Annotated in this window: 16 protein-coding genes; 14 read left to right on the top strand and 2 right to left on the bottom strand. The window is 32.4% G+C overall.

The window, feature by feature from the left end:
• Positions 1 to 10: 10 nt before the first annotated feature.
• The gene (locus tag T473_RS0110870) at positions 11 to 838 is read right to left on the bottom strand and encodes an EFR1 family ferrodoxin (RefSeq protein ID WP_024621931.1); all 828 of its coding nucleotides are present in this window, start codon (positions 836 to 838) and stop codon (positions 11 to 13) included.
• Positions 839 to 1,683: 845 nt separating this feature from the next.
• Between T473_RS0110870 and T473_RS0110875 the strand changes: the two genes are divergently transcribed.
• The 7 genes from T473_RS0110875 (at position 1,684) to T473_RS0110905 (ending at position 7,869) form a co-directional block, all read left to right on the top strand.
• Complete coding sequence (locus T473_RS0110875) at positions 1,684 to 2,646, top strand: methionine ABC transporter ATP-binding protein (protein ID WP_024621932.1); 963 nt, start codon at positions 1,684 to 1,686, stop codon at positions 2,644 to 2,646.
• Between the two features lie 42 nt (positions 2,647 to 2,688).
• Positions 2,689 to 3,492: a MetQ/NlpA family ABC transporter substrate-binding protein gene (locus T473_RS0110880; RefSeq protein WP_024621933.1), complete on the top strand. Its 804-nt coding sequence runs from the start codon at positions 2,689 to 2,691 to the stop codon at positions 3,490 to 3,492.
• Positions 3,493 to 3,570: 78 nt separating this feature from the next.
• Complete coding sequence (locus T473_RS0110885; protein WP_024621934.1) at positions 3,571 to 4,230, top strand: methionine ABC transporter permease; 660 nt, start codon at positions 3,571 to 3,573, stop codon at positions 4,228 to 4,230.
• 8 nt (positions 4,231 to 4,238) lie between these two features.
• Positions 4,239 to 5,045, top strand: coding sequence for a DUF169 domain-containing protein (locus T473_RS0110890; RefSeq protein ID WP_024621935.1), 807 nt, complete (start codon positions 4,239 to 4,241; stop codon positions 5,043 to 5,045).
• A gap of 234 nt (positions 5,046 to 5,279) precedes the next feature.
• Positions 5,280 to 5,831, top strand: a complete 552-nt coding sequence (locus T473_RS0110895) for a GDSL-type esterase/lipase family protein (protein ID WP_029791712.1) — start codon at positions 5,280 to 5,282, stop codon at positions 5,829 to 5,831.
• 167 nt (positions 5,832 to 5,998) lie between these two features.
• Entirely contained in the window at positions 5,999 to 6,886 is an 888-nt protein-coding gene (lipA, locus tag T473_RS0110900) for a lipoyl synthase (RefSeq protein WP_029791713.1), read from the top strand.
• Positions 6,883 to 7,869, top strand: coding sequence for a lipoate--protein ligase (locus T473_RS0110905; RefSeq protein ID WP_024621937.1), 987 nt, complete (start codon positions 6,883 to 6,885; stop codon positions 7,867 to 7,869). Before lipA ends, T473_RS0110905 begins: the two co-directional genes overlap by 4 nt.
• A gap of 129 nt (positions 7,870 to 7,998) precedes the next feature.
• Here the strand turns inward: T473_RS0110905 and yjeM are convergent, their stop codons facing one another.
• Entirely contained in the window at positions 7,999 to 9,495 is a 1,497-nt protein-coding gene (yjeM, locus tag T473_RS0110910) for a glutamate/gamma-aminobutyrate family transporter YjeM (protein WP_024621938.1), read from the bottom strand.
• A gap of 796 nt (positions 9,496 to 10,291) precedes the next feature.
• Here yjeM and T473_RS0110915 point away from each other — a divergent pair.
• The 7 genes from T473_RS0110915 (at position 10,292) to T473_RS0110945 (ending at position 18,384) form a co-directional block, all read left to right on the top strand.
• Entirely contained in the window at positions 10,292 to 10,765 is a 474-nt protein-coding gene (locus T473_RS0110915) for a DUF1097 domain-containing protein (RefSeq protein WP_024621939.1), read from the top strand.
• Positions 10,766 to 11,172: 407 nt separating this feature from the next.
• Complete coding sequence (locus T473_RS0110920) at positions 11,173 to 12,417, top strand: FAD-dependent oxidoreductase (protein ID WP_024621940.1); 1,245 nt, start codon at positions 11,173 to 11,175, stop codon at positions 12,415 to 12,417.
• Positions 12,410 to 13,663 carry an NAD-dependent dihydropyrimidine dehydrogenase subunit PreA gene (preA, locus tag T473_RS0110925; RefSeq protein ID WP_024621941.1) on the top strand — a complete coding sequence of 418 codons (1,254 nt, stop codon included), beginning with the start codon at positions 12,410 to 12,412 and terminating at the stop codon, positions 13,661 to 13,663. The genes T473_RS0110920 and preA overlap by 8 nt, the downstream gene beginning before the upstream one ends.
• Before the next feature lie 34 nt (positions 13,664 to 13,697).
• On the top strand, positions 13,698 to 14,918 hold the full coding sequence (locus tag T473_RS0110930; RefSeq protein WP_024621942.1) for a Zn-dependent hydrolase: 1,221 nt from the start codon (positions 13,698 to 13,700) through the stop codon (positions 14,916 to 14,918).
• 30 nt (positions 14,919 to 14,948) lie between these two features.
• Complete coding sequence (gene hydA / locus T473_RS0110935; protein WP_024621943.1) at positions 14,949 to 16,316, top strand: dihydropyrimidinase; 1,368 nt, start codon at positions 14,949 to 14,951, stop codon at positions 16,314 to 16,316.
• A 354-nt stretch (positions 16,317 to 16,670) separates the two neighbouring features.
• Entirely contained in the window at positions 16,671 to 17,369 is a 699-nt protein-coding gene (locus T473_RS0110940) for a response regulator transcription factor (RefSeq protein ID WP_024621944.1), read from the top strand.
• Positions 17,359 to 18,384 carry a sensor histidine kinase gene (locus T473_RS0110945; RefSeq protein WP_024621945.1) on the top strand — a complete coding sequence of 342 codons (1,026 nt, stop codon included), beginning with the start codon at positions 17,359 to 17,361 and terminating at the stop codon, positions 18,382 to 18,384. The genes T473_RS0110940 and T473_RS0110945 overlap by 11 nt, the downstream gene beginning before the upstream one ends.
• Positions 18,385 to 18,435 lie beyond the last annotated feature (51 nt).

The following is an 18,435-nucleotide window of genomic DNA, read 5'->3' on the forward strand; positions in this document are numbered from 1 at the left end:
GTTTAAACATCTATATAAAAATTTCTGGCTCACATCTCTCTCCGTACATATCCTCAAGCTCTTGCTTATGGTATAAATACCCTTCATCATTGTAATATCTAGCATTTTGCGGACATTTTTTTATACAAGCTCCACATTTTATACAAATACCTGTAAAAATTCTTACATCGTCAAAGCTTATAGAATTCATCGGACAGACGGAAACACATAACTTACAATCATTGCAATTATCGTTTGTAAGCGGTTTAACCTTTAAAATATTTATTGAATCCCCATATCTATCTCTAGGTTGGTAGTATCCTCTATAAGGATAATCTGTACCTTTTACTGTAATTGGATCATCTAAATCATAGTAATTCAATGACTTGACCTTTTTCACAATCTTATTTGAAAAATCAACTACAAATTCATAATCTTTATTGTCAGGTCTTCTTGTTGCAAGTATTTTTGAAAAAGAATGTTCTCCAATAAATGCAGCGGCTCCAATAGTTTTAAAGTTATCTTTAACCAAAATATCTCTAAGTTCTATAAGAGCATCGTCGTAATTTCTGTTTCCGTATACTGCAATTGGAACAGCGATTGCGCCATTTCCATCAATAGTCGATAGGAAATTAAGAAGTACATTAGGAACTCTTCCTGCGTATACAGGAGTGCCGAATATAACGAGATCTTCTCTTTCAAAGTTTACTCTATCGATTCGCATGTTTGCTGATGTAAAATCAATTGTTTCACATATTATATCTAGAGAAGTCGCTGTATTTTCAGCAATTGCAGAAACTATCTTTTTGGTTGTACCTGTTGCACTAAAATAAACTGCGCATACTCTTTTAACATTCATATAGGCCTCCTAAAATTATAAATAAGATCAAATTCGATTTTATCGTTAAATTAAAAACTATTTTGATGAGAGTATATCATATATTGGTTTAAAATTCAGCTTCAATAAAAGTAACCTGATTATACAATATATAATAATGACAGACTTAGTATATGGATCTATACGTAAAGTCGAAGAGAAAATACTGAAAGCATATTGCAAATTATGAATGGGTTAGGGGATCCAGTGAAATAATAATTAGACTATAAGAAATTACAATTAGCTTTTATCAGCTCTAATCTGATGTTATTTGGAATACAAATTATTGACGAAAAAGATAGTAGATGTATAATCGATGTAAGAAATGAATAAAAAAAGGACTACAACTAAAGCAGATTAGATGTTGATCCTTATAAATGATACAAACTATTTATCAGAAGCATCCGAATTGCCTTTCGGGTGCTTCGATATTTTTTGTACTATATTTTTAGATAGTATCAGAAGTAGATAAGATTTTCGCTGATTGGGAAATCATTTTTTGGACCGCTTTTATAAAAATAGATTTATTTATTAATAAAAAATTTCTACATGTAAATAATTACCAAATCTTTTTTTATATATTTATATAGTTACTATTGGAGAAATAAAAAAAAGTGAAATTTTTTTAAAAAGCGACAAATTAATACAAGTATTGATATTACTAGCTTTGAAAAATATTGAAAATACTTATTTATATTATAAAAAACATTAACAATATACAAATAGATTAAAGCTATAAAACAAATCAAATATATAGAAAATTGCTATAATTAGTATCTTTTATGTTGTGATATTATTATATGGCAGTCATTTAAGGAGGATTTAATATGATAAAAATTGCAGCCTTAAAAAAATCATATGATAAAGATGTAATTCTTGAAAATATCAACCTTAACATAGAAAAGGGAGATATATATGGACTTGTTGGAGCGAGTGGAGCTGGTAAATCAACTCTGCTTAGATGTATAAATGGTTTAGTAGATTACGATAGTGGAAGTCTTGTAGTCAATGGCGTTGATTTAAAGAAATTAAATAATGAAGAGTTGATGGAGTTTAGAAAGAATATCGGAATGGTATTTCAGCAATTTTCGCTGTTAGAAAGATTAACGGTATATGAAAATGTTGATCTTCCAATGAAGTGTTGTAAGTACAGCAAAGAGGATAGAAAAAAGAAAGTTAATGAACTTTTAGACTTGGTCGGTTTGTTTGATAAAAAGGATAGCAGACCAGGAGAATTGAGTGGAGGTCAAAAACAAAGGGTAGCGATTGCCCGAGCTTTAACCCTAGATCCTAAGATACTTTTATTCGATGAAGCTACATCAGCGCTTGATCCTAACACTGCAAATTCTATACTCCAATTGGTTCGTAAAATAAATGAAGAGTTTGGACTAACTGTTATTGTCGTGGCCCATCAAATGGAAGTAGTTAGAAAAGTATGCAATAAAATGGCGCTTCTAAAGGGTGGAGAGCTTATTGCAAATGGTGAGGTAACGGATATATTTATGAATGAGCCAGAGGAGCTTAGAGAGCTATTAGGTAAAGACACTGATGAAGTTCTTCCAAGTGACGGAGCGAACATAAAGATAGTAATCAAAAATCCAGAAGATAAGTATATTATTTCGGATATAACAAGAGATACAAATATCAGATGTAAAATTGTATGGGGAGGTATGGATAAGTACAGAGATGAAGTCAATGGATCATTTATAATAAACTTGGCTTTGAAAGATATGAATAAATTGAAGAAATACCTTGAAGACAAAGGAATACAATTTGATGAAGCAATATAGAAGTACAAAATAAATTATCAAAAGGGATAGGAGCAAAATAATATGAAAAAAAGATTAAGTTTAGTTTTAACACTTGTACTTGCTTTAGCAGTAATGGTAACTGCAACAGCTTGTGGTAAAAAAGAAGAAGAGAAGATAACATTAGGTTCAATGAGCACAACAGAGCCAATAGTAGTAAAAATAAAAGAGCACCTAAACAATGAAGGATACAATGCAGAGACAGTTTTATTTGATGCAAATAATGCAGCTGCAATAGCGGCTAAAGATGGAGATTTATCAGGATTTGTACACAACCATAAACCTTGGATAGATACATTCAATAAAGAAAACAACTCTAAACTTACAGTAGTTGATCCACACTTAGCATACTATAGATTTGCGATGTATTCATCAAAATATAAAAATATAAATGAATTTTCGGATAATATGACAATAGGTATAGCGAATGACCCTACAAATACTGAAAACTCTCTTAAATTCTTAGAAAATTTAGGGCTATTAAAACTAGGAGAGAAAAAAGGTGAGTTTTATACAATTTTAGATATCAAAGAAAATCCTAAAAATATTAAATTCTATGAAACTGATGTAGCAACAATAGCTAGAAGTATTAACGATGTAGATGCAGTAATTTCACCAGCAATAAGAATACAACAAGCAGGATTAGATCCAAATAATTTTATAGAGGAAGATAAAACTTCTAAAGATTTCCCAGTTGGTCTGACTGTTAATGAAGAAGACAAAGATAAAGATTGGGTTAAAGAAGCTCAGAAATATATTTCTACCGATGAATTTAGAACTTGGCTTGAAAATGAGTACAACGGAACATTAGTACAATATAAAAAGTAGATTTTTAAGTACATACCAATTATTCTATTGGTAAACTTAGAAATATTGTGAGGGTTAGGAGTGGTAAAGTTGAGTAAAATGGAACTTTGGATAGATTATACAGAAAAGATAATTTTACCATCGGTTGGAGCTACTATAAGAATGACTTTGATATCTATGGTGCTAGCATGTATTTTTGGTTTCCTGTTATCAATAGTTTTAGTGCTTTACGGGCCAAATAATGGACTTAAACCTAGACCAAAAGTGTACAAGATTCTAGATTTTATAATTAATATAATTAGGGCATTTCCAATAATAATTTTAATTGTAGCTATATCTCCAATTACAAAGATTCTAGTTGGAACTACTATTGGAGAAAAAGCGGCAATTTTTCCACTGACAATAGCGGCAATTCCTTTTATTGCGAGGGTTATTGAAAACTGTCTTCTTGAAGTTGACAAGCAGCTTATAGAAGTTGCAAAATCATTTGGGGCAAGTAATCTACAAATTGTAGTGCATTACATGATTAAGGAATCACTGCCAGCAATTCTTTCGGGAATTACCTTATGTACGATTAACTTCCTTACAGCAACCACATTAGCAGGTGCAGTGGGAGCAGGAGGACTGGGATCAGTGGCTCTAAATTATGGATACCAAAGTTTTAACAACTTCATATTGTATTTTTCAGTGTTTATTATCTTGATTCTTGTGGAAGCTATTCAACTTACAGGGAATTTTGTTTATAAAAAATTAAAATAGGTGATGTTATGAGTATAGAAGAGAGAACGAAACTATTATCTTCGCTATTAGATTTAGAAAGAGCTCCTATAGGAGTAAAATTCTTAGTCAATGAAGATGATTACAATAATTTTGAATGTGATGAAGTAAAAGGTAGAATGACTTACTGCCTTATGGTAAAAAAAGCTATAACTTCAGGACAAATGATGAAGGCTACAATCAAGAATATAAATTGTCCTGGAGCAGCTAGAGCTTTAGGTTTGATGGAGATATCAGATGATTTCAAGTCGGGAGAATACGGAAGGAATTTAAAGATATACAAAAACTTACTGATAAGCAAAAAAGTAGCGAATGAAATAGTTTTTTGCAATCACAAGGTAAGAGGATTTGCAGTTGGTCCGCTATCTGAATTTAAAGACGATCCCGATGTTGTACTTATGGTTGTAACACCGTACAAAGCGATGAGAATTGTACAAGCTCACACATATAACGATGGAATTCAAAATAACTTCACTATCTCAGGAAATCAGGCGTACTGTTCTGAACTTACAGCAATTCCTTATGAAAAGAATACTATAAACCTATCATTATTCTGTTCAGGAACTAGAGCTGTAGGTGGATGGGGCGAAGGCGAGATGGGAGTAGGTTTCCCATTCCATTTCCTAGACGATATAATCGAAGGGGTAGTAGGAACCCTTAATGCTGTTGAACCTAACAGTAAGAAAGAAGTCATAAGCAAGAATCTTGATGATAATGATGTTAATTCCGACGGGATAGATATTAGGCTAAATGAAAATTACTACAGAAATGTTTATACGTTAAAGAAGGACGAGTAAGTTAAAAAGAAGAATGTTTAACTGTAAAAGAGTATATATAGTTATGAGAGTTATTAGATTATGAAGTTATAAATATATTTGATTTTATAGTAAAGACCTAGAGAAAAGTTACTTTTTTCTAGGTCTTTTTGCTCGAGTTTAAAATAATACAAAAATAAATTCAAATATACTGTATTGATATGACTAGATATGTTATTGTACTATAAATAAACAAAATATATTGGTGGTGAGATTATGAAAATAGTGTGTCTAGGCGATAGTTTAACCTATGGTTATGGAGTCAAAAGATCTGAATCTTGGTGTAGAAAATTAGAAGAAAAATTAAACGCTACGGTTGTCAATAAAGGAATTAATGGAGATACTACATCAGGTATGCTTGCGCGTTTCGAAAGGGATGTATTAACTGAAAAACCAGATATTCTGTTGCTTATAGGGGGAACAAACGATATTTTTCTCAGTGAAAAGACAGATATAGCCAAAAATAATATAGTTGCAATAGTGCAACAATCGTTGTCTGTTGGGATTTTACCTATAATAGGAGCTCCTACTCCCATGCATGAAGAGCTAGTTGAAGGAAAATGGAAGTTGTACATGGAAAATACTAATATAGTAGATACGCTGAAACAATATCACGAGTGGTTGAACTTATATTCTATTACTTATGATGTTAAGCTTATCGATTTTTATACTGAGTTTTGTAGCGATAATATATTTCAAGATAAACTCAAGTACTATCTAGATGGGATACATTTAACGGGAGAAGGCAACAGTTTAATTGCGACATAATTTACAAAAAGCTTGGGGAGTTTGATATTTTATAATAGAGAGATAAATATATTTATAATAATCAATATCAAAGTATACAACATTAAAAGTATATAAATATATAAAGTATATCAACATCGACAAGCAATTTATAATACATAGCTTTTGTAGGGATGAGGAGGATGTAAATGAGCAATGCAAATATTAAAAGAAGAAAACCTGAGTGGCTTAGAGTGAAATACAATCATAATTCAATACGCCATGTAAGTAGTCTAATGAATCAATTATCGCTTAATACTGTATGCAAAGAGGCAAACTGTCCAAATATGGGAGAATGCTATAACAAAAACACAGCTACATTTATGATTTTGGGAAGCCAGTGTACTAGAAATTGTAGGTTTTGCAATGTAGTTCACGATCTACCTGAAGAAGTAGATCCTATGGAGCCAATTCATGTAGCAGAAGCTGTAGAAAAATTAAATTTAAAGCATGTAGTTGTAACGAGTGTTACAAGGGATGATTTGGAGTTCGGCGGTGCAGAGCAATTTGTTAAAGTAATAGAAGAAGTTAGGAAACTATGTCCAGATACGACTATAGAGGTATTAATACCCGATTTAAAAGGTGATAGAGAAAGTTTGGATATGATTATTGATGCAAAGCCAGATGTACTTAATCACAATGTTGAAACCGTTAAAAGTCTATACGATACAGTCCGTCCAGAGGCTGACTATAAAAGATCTCTGTTTGTGCTAGATTACGTTAAAAATAAAGATCCACATATGCTTACTAAAACAGGATTTATGGTAGGTCTTGGGGAAAAGGATGATGAAGTTTACGAACTTATGGATGATATACTTCAAACTGGCTGCGATATACTTACGGTTGGTCAGTATTTACAACCATCATCAAAACATATAGACTTAGTTGAATACATTACTCCAGAGAAATTTGATATATATAAAACTGAAGCTTTGGATAAAGGATTTAAATTTGTTGCGAGTAGCCCGCTAGTTAGGAGCTCGTATAATGCCGCTGAAGCGCTTGATATTAGGAAGAAAGAGGAGAGTACTATATGATTTATGTTCCATGTGATTCATTAGATCCTTACTACAACTTTGCTCTTGAGGAACACCTAGCATTAAGCGAAAAAATAGACTTTCCCGCTTTGTTTATGTTTTGGAGAACCGATCCTACTATTATGATAGGGCGATTTCAAAACACTATGGAGGAAATAAACAACGATTACATAGAAAAAAATAGTATACAAGTTGTAAGAAGAAATTCAGGTGGTGGTGCTATTTACACAGATCCTGGAATATGGCAGTTCTCTTTTATTATAAAAGATTATGAAAGGGATAAAATAGATTTTAAAGGTTTTGTAGATCCTGTTATTAAAGCTCTTAAAAAAATCGGTGTAAATGCAGAGCTTACAGGTAGAAATGATCTTTTAGTTGATGGAAAGAAAATATGTGGAAATGCTCAATTTATGAAGTCTAAAAGCATGGTACATCACGGATCTATACTATTTGATGCCAATATCGGCAACATGACTTCTGGGCTTAGAGTATCAGAAGAAAAGATTAAATCTAAAGGTGTTAAATCGATTAGCTCTAGAGTTGCAAACATATCTGACTGTATTAATTCACAGTTAACTGTGGATGAATTTAGATCGGTTATGCTAGATGAACTATTAGACGATGATTATAAAGTATATCATTTATCTGAAGAGGATAAATTAGCTATAAAACATTTATACGATAGTAAATTTAATACATGGGATTGGAACTATGGAAAATCGCCAGAGTTCACAATATCCAAATCAAAGAGATATGCAGGCGGAAAAATCGTATTCAATTTAAACATTGTAGACGGAATAATAAAAGATTGTAAAATATATGGAGATTTCTTTTCGCTTAAAAATGTCGGCAATTTAGAAGAAGGTTTAGTCGGAATTAAGTATAGAAAAAATGAATTAAAACAAAGATTTGACGAACTAGATGCTGGATCTTATATTCACAGTACTGGAAGAGATGATTTATTGGATTGTTTAATCGATTAATTATAATTTTCGTATCTATTATAATTCTAGTTAACATTAAAAATGAAAAGAATATTTTATAAGCTAACTATAAAAAGTGCCAGAAAACAAATCTGTTTTACTGGCACTTTTATGTTTATATTTTAATACCTATTGTTTTTTCAAATAATTACGTTCATATCTACCAAATAATAGCAATGCTATGCCAGTAAATACAATTGGTCCAGCTATTTGGAATATAGTAGAAACATAGTCTCTGTTCTCTAGTATTGGCTGGATTATAGTAAATACATTGGCAAAAGTTATAGTTATTACAACTACAGCAGTTGCAACTAAAACAGCACCTTTAGATTTGTATATAACAAATGGTCTGTCGATGTCATCTCTTTTCTTAAATGGTATGAAAGCAAGAGCTATGAATATATAAGGTATTGTCATAGCGACATTTGCCATAAGTATTAAGTAGTTTAAGAATGCTGATGAAGTATCTCCACCAAATGATGTAATAGCAATTATTATCACAACTATAAAACATTGAACCCACATTGCATTTACTGGCATTCCGTTATCATCAAGTTTGATTAATTTTTTAGGCCATATTTGTTTTGGGGTACCTTCGATAAGTTGTTTTATTGGAGAATAAATCAATGTGAAGAATGCTCCTGTCAATGCTAAGAACATCGAAAGTCCTACAAATCTTGAGAACCATGCGGCTAATTGTAAACATACACCTTGGCTTAGATTTAAAGAATCACCTAAGTAATATCCTAAGTTACCAACTGTTAAGTAAGCTACGTTTGCCATGTTTATTGTATCAGCAGATAAATCTCTGCTCCAATTACTGAAGAATCCAACGCAAAGGATACCAACTGAATAACCAATTGCAACTACTATTGCAGCCAGTGTGATACCTTTTGGGAATGTTTTTTCAGGATTTTCTGTTTTATCGACAAGCCCACCTACGACTTCTAGACCACCATATGCAAATAGAGCAAATACCAAGAACGAGAAGATGGATAAAGGTGTCTGATAGGCTGCATTTGGTGAAGTAGTGAATGCTGTGGCCGTTATAGGTTGAGCTAGTTCAAAACCATTAAATATCAGGACTAAAATAGCGCCAACAATTAATACGACATTAATCAGTGCAACAAATGTACCTCCGACTGAAGTTACTTTTTGAATTTTATCGAGACCTTTACTGCTTAAGAAAGTTATTGCAAACATCCAAAGAATTGCAAGTATCGCCAACACTTTAGGTGCTGTTAAACCTAGAAAAGCGAATGTAGATGTCATATCTTTACCGAATATTAAGTTGGTAAATGGAACCCATATACCAGTTGAAACGTTAACCATCCAGATCAGATAAGATGTGTACCACATAAAGGTAACTACAAATGCGTACTTGGAATTGACAGATTTGTTCATCCAAGAGTAGATCCCCCCTGTTTCTTTTCTAAAAGCTGCCCCAAATTCAGCAATCATAAATGCGTAAGGTATAAAGAATGTAAGTGCTGAAAGGATATACCATGGAATCGCAGAGTATCCCATAAGGAAATAGGCTCTAGTTATATTTGTAAAGCCGAATACAGATGTAAATATCATTAAAATTAACGACATTAAGGTAAGTTTCTTTTCATTATTGTTCATAACATACTCCTTTCGCTTGAGATAATTTTCCCAAACTTAATTTAATAATTATGATTAGATCGCAAGTAAATCATTTAAATCTTAAATAGGTTCTTTAGATTTAACCAAACAATGAAAACGTTATCCGATGTATTTATCATCACTTCCTTTTTATTTTTGAAACCTTTTCTGTATGATATGTGAAAATTTTTTTTATAGTATTTTACACTATATGTATATTTAATTAAATTATATCAATTGAAAGATGAAATGTAAACAATGTAAAATGCCCCAAAAGACTTAATATTTAAACCTACATTAAATTTTCTTACATCGGTGAAAACTTATTTAAGTAGAACTATAAAAAGTTAATAAGTAATAATATTTGAGTTAATAAAATTCGTTTTTTTATAGCAATACTAAAAGAGAGGTATATAAAATTATCTGAAATATTAAAAAATAAATTTTTGTTAGGTTTATAGAAATTTTCGATGAATAAATAGCCACAGAATGTAATATATATTCTAAATAAATAAAATTAAAACTTATTTTTAAAGGTATAAATGAAAAAATAGATAAATTATATGAATGGAGATTTAAGGTAGCGAACAAGTAGACACTTTTTAGTAAAAAGATTATATTTAACATAAATTTAAAAATAACTAGTCTTGGATAAATATATAGTAATATGCTATAATTAACTAATCAAATTTGTGAAAATTGTAATTATTAGATTAATTTTCATCAAAATACAAAAGATTTTTAGCTATATTTGGAAAGTTGCTACACTCAAAATAATATAAGGGAGGATGTAGAAATGACTCAATTGATGGCTTTAAGTATAACGACTGGTATTCTATGTGGAGTATGGTCGTACATAAGTGGTCCTATTGGTTTACTAGCATGGATAGGATTTGCGGGTTGTACGACTTATTTTGCTTCAGGAAAACATGGAATTGATGGAGTTTTCACTACCATAAGACAGAATATGTTTGGAGTTTTATGTGGTATGGCTATAATAACTTTATGCGATTTTTTTCCTTTTCAAGGATCTTTAATGGTATTTAGTGGATTTTTAACATTTGTAATGTGTATAGCCGGAAGATTCAAATACCTAGCGTTTATACCAGGAAGTTTTGTTGGATGTTTTTCAACATTTGCGGCTAATGGAGACTGGGTAGTCTTAGTTATAACTCTACTTTGCGGTGCTGTACTCGGTATTGCATGTGATAAGAGTGGTGATTGGCTGTACTCAGTTTTTGGAAAGGTTGAAAACGAAGAAGCTAAATAAGAGAAATAAAAGAGAGCAAAATAAGTGAGTTAAAAGAAAGTATAAATAAGTGAAGTAATATTAAGTTTCAAAACACAATTTAATAATTAAATTATAATATTTAAAGTTAAAAAGTTATATTCTAAACAATTCAAACATTATTCTAAGCTATATTAAAGTATATTTTATATTGTAAAAGCTACGAATATCATCGAGGAAAAATCTAAACACTATCTATAATAGAGTTCTGCAATAGAACTCTATAAAGAAGTTCAAATCAATTAGTTGCTATCTATAATTTTAGGAACTGTCAATTAACAGTAAAATGTTTTGTGGTGAATTTGCATATTTTTTATTTAGTAATATTTTTTTAGGACAGATCCTATATTTTAAGATATAGTAAAAATCTTATAATAAGGGGGATTAGAATGTCAAAAGTATTAGATCTAAAGTATAAAGAGTCTTTGACTGAGAAATTCAACACTAGGGCAGCAATGGAAGAAGCATCACGTTGCTTATTGTGTCACGATGCACCATGTAGTAAAAGCTGTCCAGCAGAAACTGATCCAGGAAGTTTTATTCAATCAATAAGATTTAAAAATGTTAAAGGTGCAGCAGATACTATTAGAACGAACAATGTTCTAGGAGGAAGCTGTAGCCTAATTTGCCCACACGATAAATTATGTGAGGGAGCTTGCAGTAGAACGGGGATTGATAAACCTATAAAAATAGGGAAATTACAAGAGTTTGCTGTAGATCAAGAAAAGTTATTTAATATGGAAATATTGAAATCTCCAGTAGAGAAGAAAGATCAAAAAGTAGCATGTATAGGTTCAGGTCCAGCTTCGCTTACTTGTGCTGCTGAGCTTGCATTAAAAGGCTACGATGTGACTGTATTTGAAGCAGAGGACAAAATCGGAGGAATACTTACATATGGAATAAATCCATCTAGAATTAATAGAGAACTTGTAGACTACGATATTGAAATAATCAAATCTCTAGGTGTGAATTTTGTGATGAACAAAAAAATAGATGGTAAAAAAGGAATAGAAGAGCTTAAAGACGATTTTGATGCTGTTCATGTAGGTGTTGGTCTTTCAGAATCTAAAAAGGTAGATGAAAGCAATATAGATTACAGTGTAACAGGTGTTAGAAGTGCTCTTGAATTTTTAAAAGATGCAAGAGAAAGCGATGGAAAAGTAGATATAGGCGATTATGTCGTAGTTATCGGTGGTGGAGATGTTGCCATGGATTGTGCTATTACAGCTAAGCAAATAGGGGCTAAAAATGTATCTATAGTATACAGAAGAAGTATATCTGAAGCTCCTGCCAATATTGACGAATTAGATATAGTTCAAAAAATGGGTGTATCTATAATAACTCCTTTTAGACCAGAAAAAACTATATCTGAAGGTGGTAAGCTAGTTGGCCTTAATTTTAAATCGAGAGATGAGTACTCAGAGCTTAATTTAAAAGCCGACACTTTAGTAGTAGCAATTGGACAAGAAGTCAGTTCGGAATTTAAAGACTTTGAGGTTGAAGACGGTGTATTTGCATCTGGAGATTTAATAAACACTGGTGATACTGTAGTTCAGGCTGTTGCAGAAGGCAAAGTGGCTGCATCAGAGATTGAAAAGTATTTAAGTAAAAAGGAGGTAAAAGTATATGGCTAGTAAAAAAGATTTATCTATAGAATTTTTAGGTGTCAAATGCGAAAATCCTTTTTTCTTATCATCTTCTCCTGTGTGTAGCAACTATGACATGATAGCAAAAGCATTTGATGAAGGTTGGGGCGGTGTTTTCTATAAAACAGTTGGTATATTTATAGCTGATGAATGTTCTCCTCGTTTTGATATAACTAGCAAAGAATCTACAGTATGGACTGGATTTAAAAATATGGAGCAGATTTCAGATAAACCTCTCGAAGTTAACTTAGAGTACATATCCAGACTTAAAAAAGATTACCCAACCAAGGTAATGGCTGTAAGTATTATGGGAAGTACTGTAGAGGAGTGGGAGACATTATCTAGACTAGTTACTGAAGCTGGTGCAGATATTATAGAGTGCAACTTCTCATGTCCACAGATGACTACAAGTGCTATGGGATCAGATGTAGGTCAAGATCCAGACTTAGTGTACAAATACACAAAGGCTGTAGTAAGCCAAACTCATCTACCAGTAGTTGCTAAAATGACTCCAAACATAGGTAATATGGAGGTTCCAGCAATTGCAGCAATAAAAGGTGGAGCAAAAGCGATATCGGCTATAAACACAGTTAAGTCAATTACAAATATTGAGTTAGGCAATATGACTGCGATGCCAGTTGTAAATGGAAAATCTTCTATATCAGGGTATTCAGGAGCGGCTGTAAAGCCAATCGCACTTAGATTTGTAGCCAATTTAGCTACTCATCCTGATACTAAAGACACTCCGATAAGCGGAATTGGAGGAATAGAAACTTGGCAAGATGCGCTAGAGTTTATACTAGTTGGGTCATCAAATCTACAAGTAACTACAAGCGTTATGCAGTATGGATACAGAATAGTAAAGGATATGATAAGTGGTCTATCTTACTACATGGAAGAACAAGGAGTTGATAAGCTAGAGGATTTAGTAGGGGCTGCGCTTCCTAACATCATCCCTGCAGAAAATCTAGATAGAGATTTTATGGTTGTTCCTAAGATAGACGATGATAAATGCGTTGAATGCGGTAGATGTTATGTATCTTGCTTTGATGCAGGACATCAGGCAATTGACTGGGATTTAGATAAGAGAGAACCTAAGATCAACGACAACTGTGTTGGTTGCCACTTATGCCTAAATGTCTGTCCCGTACAGGGATGTATAACTCCAGGCGAGGTTAAGTTTAAAGAGGGAAGAGAAGGAAAAGATGTAAAACTTCAAGAAATTTACGGCTAGAATAAAAATAATCTTTATAAAGGCGGTGCTTAGCATGATAACTTGCAGTAAAGAAAGAATGGAAGACAAAATAGTCACCTTTAGTAAATTTGGTGATACAGGTAAAGGTGGAGTTACTAGATTATCGATGTCGCCAGAAGCAATACAAGCAAGAGGCGAACTTTGCAAGAGATGCAAAGCCCTTGGTATGGAAATAAAAACAGATGATATGGCGAATATCTACGCCACAATACCAGGCGAAGAAGGGCTACCTGCAATAGCCATGGGATCTCACTTGGATTCAGTAATTCAAGGTGGAAACTACGACGGAGTATTAGGTGTGCTTACTGCTATGGAAGTAGCTGAAACAATAGTAGCTGAAAAAATCGAACACCGTCATCCTATAACTGTAGTAGTTTGGACAAATGAAGAAGGTGCTCGTTTTGAACCTGCTCTTATGTCTTCAGGAGTTATAAGTGGTAAATTTCATAAAGACGATATGTTGGTATCAGCAGATAAAAAAGGTACAACGTTTGCAGAAGCCTTAGAAGCAAGTGGGTACAAGGGCGATGAATCAAATCGTATGACATCAGATAACTATAAGGCTTTTTTAGAGTTGCATATTGAACAAGGTCCTGTTCTAGAGGACAAAAAGATAGATATAGGTACAGTAGAAGGTGTTGTAGGTATGGTTAACTATGAAATATTCTTTAAAGGTCAATCAGGCCATGCAGGAACCACTCCAATGGCGTACAGAAAAGACGCTCTTTATGCAGCATGTAAGATTATTCAATACTTACACGATGAACTTGATAAACTCGACAGCAATTTAGTCTACACTACAGGTAGAATGGATGTTAAACCTGGAATACATACAGTTATTCCAGATGATGTAAGTTTTTCATTAGATGCGAGACATCAAAATCCTGATGTTATACAACAAGTTGTGGAAGTTGTGGAAAGAATACCTAAAGAAGTTGAAAAATGTGAAGCTGGATTTAAGTTGAATTGGAGAAGAAAAACTACACCATTTAATACTGAATTAGTCGACTATGTAGAGAAAAATGCTAAAGAGTATGGATACAGCAATATGAGATTATACAGCGGTCCCGGTCATGACGCTCAGTATATGGCAGACGTTCTTCCTACAACTATGATATTTGTTCCTAGTGTTGGCGGACACAGCCACTGTGAAATAGAATACACTCCTGTAGAAAACTGCTGGAAAGGTGCAAATGTACTACTTCAAACAGTTTTAGATGTGGATAAGAAGTAATTAATTCTAAAATTTATTGGGGGTAATGATATGGATCTAATTATCAAAAATGGAACACTAGTTACTGCTACAGATATGTACAAGGCGGATATAGGCGTAAAAGATGGAAAGATATATGAAATCGGAGCAGATATCACATGTGATGGAGCAAAAGTTGTTGATGCCTCTGGAAAACTTGTTCTTCCAGGAGCTATAGATGCTCATACACATTTAGCAATGCCTTTTGGTGGAACTGTATCTGCTGATGGATATTTGGCTGGTACTAGAGCTGCAGCATGTGGTGGAGTTACAACAGTTTTTGATTATCCAATGCAGAGAAAAGGAAGCGGGCTTATCGAAACAGTTCAGGCTAGAAAAGATATGTGCGATCCAGAGGCCTGTGTAGATTATGCTTTCCACTGCTGTATTACAGATTTAAATGGAGGATCTATTTTAGATGAATTTGAGGATGCAGTTGCATATGGAATTCCAAGTTTTAAATGTTTTTTAGTTTATAAAAAAGAAGGAATGATGGTAGACGATGCAACATTGGTTAGAGTTTTGCTAAAAGCTAAAGAAACAGGAGCGATAACTAATATCCATGCCGAAAATCCAGATGTTATTGATATGAATATTGAAAACTTCCTTAAAGAAGGAAAGACTTCTGCATGGTACCACTATTTAAGTAGACCTGAGTTTGTAGAAGCAGAAGCAGATAAACGTGCAGTTCACTGGGCTAAGTCAATAGATGCTCCACTTTACTTAGTGCATATGGCCGACAAAGAAGGTTTAGAAGCTGCTATTGATGCAAGACGTGAAGGTGCTGAGATTTACATAGAAACATGCCCTCAATACCTTGAATTCACTTGTGATGTATACAAAAGAGAAGATGGAAGAAACTTTGTGTGTTCGCCACCAATGAAGGGTCAAGAGAGTCGAGATGCTCTTTGGCATGCAATTAATATAGGTGCAATAGATACAGTTGCAACTGATCACTGCCCATTCCAAAGCTACGAAAAAGATTGGGGGAAAGACGACTTTACTAAGATTCCAAATGGATGCGCAGGGGTTGAAAATCTTTATCCGTACATGCTTGCAGCTGCAAATGATGGCAAATTAAGTTTTAGTAGAGCTGTAGAGCTATGCTCAACTAATCCAGCTAGGATTTTCGGATGTAGCGATAAAGGAGCTCTTATTGTTGGAAAAGACGCTGATATAGTAATTTACGACAAAGATAAAGATTTTACAGTAACAGTTGATACAATGCACTCTGACTACGACCATACTATTTGGGAAGGCAAGAAACTTCATGGATATCCAGTTAAGACGTTTGTACGTGGAAACCTTGTATACGATAATGGAGACTTCGTTGGAACACCTGGATACGGAGAGTTCGTAAAGAGAGTTGGTAGAAAGTAAGTAGATAAGTGAGTAGGTAGATAAGTAAATAAGTAAGTAAAATTAAATATTGAAGGCTCTTCATATTATAGTATATAAATACTGGTATGAAGGGCCTTCATTTTTGTATCAAAACTAAAAAAGACTCTAGTACAAGCATATTTTCTATTTAAATGATATGATAATCTAAATTCATTAACCTATACTTTGACTTGGGAAAATTAAAAGCTACTAAATTCTGGAACAAAAGATAAAAAATATAATAATATTTAAGAAAATATATATTTGTCAAAACATTTTAATTATAGGGATTTTTAATTATTGCACAAAAATGTTAAGATTAAGCAAAAGATAAATGAGAAATAGGGTGAAAAATTGAAGAAAATATTAATAGTAGAAGATGATATTACATTAAACAAGGGAATAATGCTTACTATAAAACAACCTGACATCGAATCACGACAAGCATTTAACTTAGAGGAAGCGGATGTAGTATTTAAAAGCGAAGAGATAGATCTAATAATTCTAGATGTAAACCTTCCGGATGGAAATGGGTTTGATTTCTGTAAAAAAGTAAAAGAAAAATCAGATATACCTGTAATATTTCTTACAGCTTGTGATTTGGAATTAGATATAGTAACTGGTTTAGAGTTAGGGGCAGACGATTATATTACAAAACCATTCAGCTTGATGGTTCTTAGAGCTAGAATTATGGTTGCTCTAAGAAGGTTAAATAGCAGTAAAGAGAAGGTTGAAAAGATAAAGATTGATAACCTGAGTTTTGATTTTGATAACATGGAATACACTAAAGATGATAAGAAGTTGATTTTAAGCAAAACAGAACAAAAACTACTAAAAATACTTATAAAAAACAAGAATCATGTGCTAACAAGAGATCAGCTAATAGATAGAATTTGGAGCGATGGAGGGGAGTTTGTAGATGAAAATGCCCTGACAGTAAACATAAAAAGACTTAGAGAAAAAATAGAAGAAAATAAATCTAAACCTGTTTATATAAAAACAGTATACGGAATAGGCTATTTATTTGATTGCGGTGGTAGCTATGGAAAATAATAATGAATTTAATCGTATATACATAGGATTTTTCTCAGCTTTTTTTATTGTATCTTCTATATTTATTGTATTTATAATCAATATAAACAAATTTGAATTTGATCTTATCAAACAGATCTCTCTATTTTATGTCGTACTTGTATTAATTATTGTTGCAGGTCTTTTATATAAACTTAGAAAGGCTTTTTTAGAAGTTATAAATAACTTAGAAAATATTGTTGAAGATACAATTAATGAAAAGCTAGTAATTGATACATATGAAGATACAATTTTATCTTCGTTAGAGTACAAACTTTATAAATACATAAAAGTATCTCAAAATAATAAACTTGAAATAGAAAATGAACGAAACAAAATAAATGCATTAGTTGCAGATATATCGCATCAGACAAAAACGCCGATATCCAATTTAGTTTTATTTAGCCAACTGATTTTAGAAAACAAAGACCTCGACGAGTACAGTAGAGATATACTAAAGGACATCAATCTACAGTCAGAAAGGCTTAATTTTCTTATACAATCTCTAATAAAAATGTCTAGATTAGAAAGTGGAGTAATTTTACCTAGTAAAAGTGAAACAAAAATTATAGATACAATAACGGTAGCTGTTCAAGAGATATATCCTATTGCAGAGATCAAAAATATAGATATACATATTGAGGGAGATAGAAAAATTACTGCAAATTACGATGGAAAATGGACAAAAGAAGCAGTTGTGAATATATTAGAAAATGCTATCAAGTACAGCAAAGAAGATCAATCTATAAAAATAAATTTAGTATCTCATGAACTATTCAATAGGATAGATATAGAAGACAGCGGGATTGGAATAAATGAAACAGAATTAAACAGTGTATTTAGACGGTTTTATAGATGTAAAAATTCAAATCAACAAGAGGGGATAGGGATAGGTCTATATCTTGCAAGAGAGATAATTGCAGTTCAAGGAGGATTTATAAAAGTTACATCAAAAGTAAATGAAGGATCAACTTTTTCAGTATTTTTACCAACCTAAATAAAATGTGTCACAATTGTTATATTAGAGACACTAGTTTGTTATATTTAT

The organism is Clostridioides mangenotii TR, from assembly GCF_000498755.1.
GTDB lineage: Bacteria > Bacillota > Clostridia > Peptostreptococcales > Peptostreptococcaceae > Metaclostridioides > Metaclostridioides mangenotii_A.

Bases quoted from the DNA above. Each gene is read 5' to 3' on its own strand.
- T473_RS0110870 (WP_024621931.1), bottom strand. From the start codon at position 838: ATGAATGTTAAAAGAGTATGCGCAGTTTATTTTAGTGCAACAGGTACA.
- T473_RS0110875 (WP_024621932.1), top strand. From the start codon at position 1,684: ATGATAAAAATTGCAGCCTTAAAAAAATCATATGATAAAGATGTAATT.
- T473_RS0110880 (WP_024621933.1), top strand. From the start codon at position 2,689: ATGAAAAAAAGATTAAGTTTAGTTTTAACACTTGTACTTGCTTTAGCA.
- T473_RS0110885 (WP_024621934.1), top strand. From the start codon at position 3,571: ATGGAACTTTGGATAGATTATACAGAAAAGATAATTTTACCATCGGTT.
- T473_RS0110890 (WP_024621935.1), top strand. From the start codon at position 4,239: ATGAGTATAGAAGAGAGAACGAAACTATTATCTTCGCTATTAGATTTA.
- T473_RS0110895 (WP_029791712.1), top strand. From the start codon at position 5,280: ATGAAAATAGTGTGTCTAGGCGATAGTTTAACCTATGGTTATGGAGTC.
- lipA (WP_029791713.1), top strand. From the start codon at position 5,999: ATGAGCAATGCAAATATTAAAAGAAGAAAACCTGAGTGGCTTAGAGTG.
- T473_RS0110905 (WP_024621937.1), top strand. From the start codon at position 6,883: ATGATTTATGTTCCATGTGATTCATTAGATCCTTACTACAACTTTGCT.
- yjeM (WP_024621938.1), bottom strand. From the start codon at position 9,495: ATGAACAATAATGAAAAGAAACTTACCTTAATGTCGTTAATTTTAATG.
- T473_RS0110915 (WP_024621939.1), top strand. From the start codon at position 10,292: ATGACTCAATTGATGGCTTTAAGTATAACGACTGGTATTCTATGTGGA.
- T473_RS0110920 (WP_024621940.1), top strand. From the start codon at position 11,173: ATGTCAAAAGTATTAGATCTAAAGTATAAAGAGTCTTTGACTGAGAAA.
- preA (WP_024621941.1), top strand. From the start codon at position 12,410: ATGGCTAGTAAAAAAGATTTATCTATAGAATTTTTAGGTGTCAAATGC.
- T473_RS0110930 (WP_024621942.1), top strand. From the start codon at position 13,698: ATGATAACTTGCAGTAAAGAAAGAATGGAAGACAAAATAGTCACCTTT.
- hydA (WP_024621943.1), top strand. From the start codon at position 14,949: ATGGATCTAATTATCAAAAATGGAACACTAGTTACTGCTACAGATATG.
- T473_RS0110945 (WP_024621945.1), top strand. From the start codon at position 17,359: ATGGAAAATAATAATGAATTTAATCGTATATACATAGGATTTTTCTCA.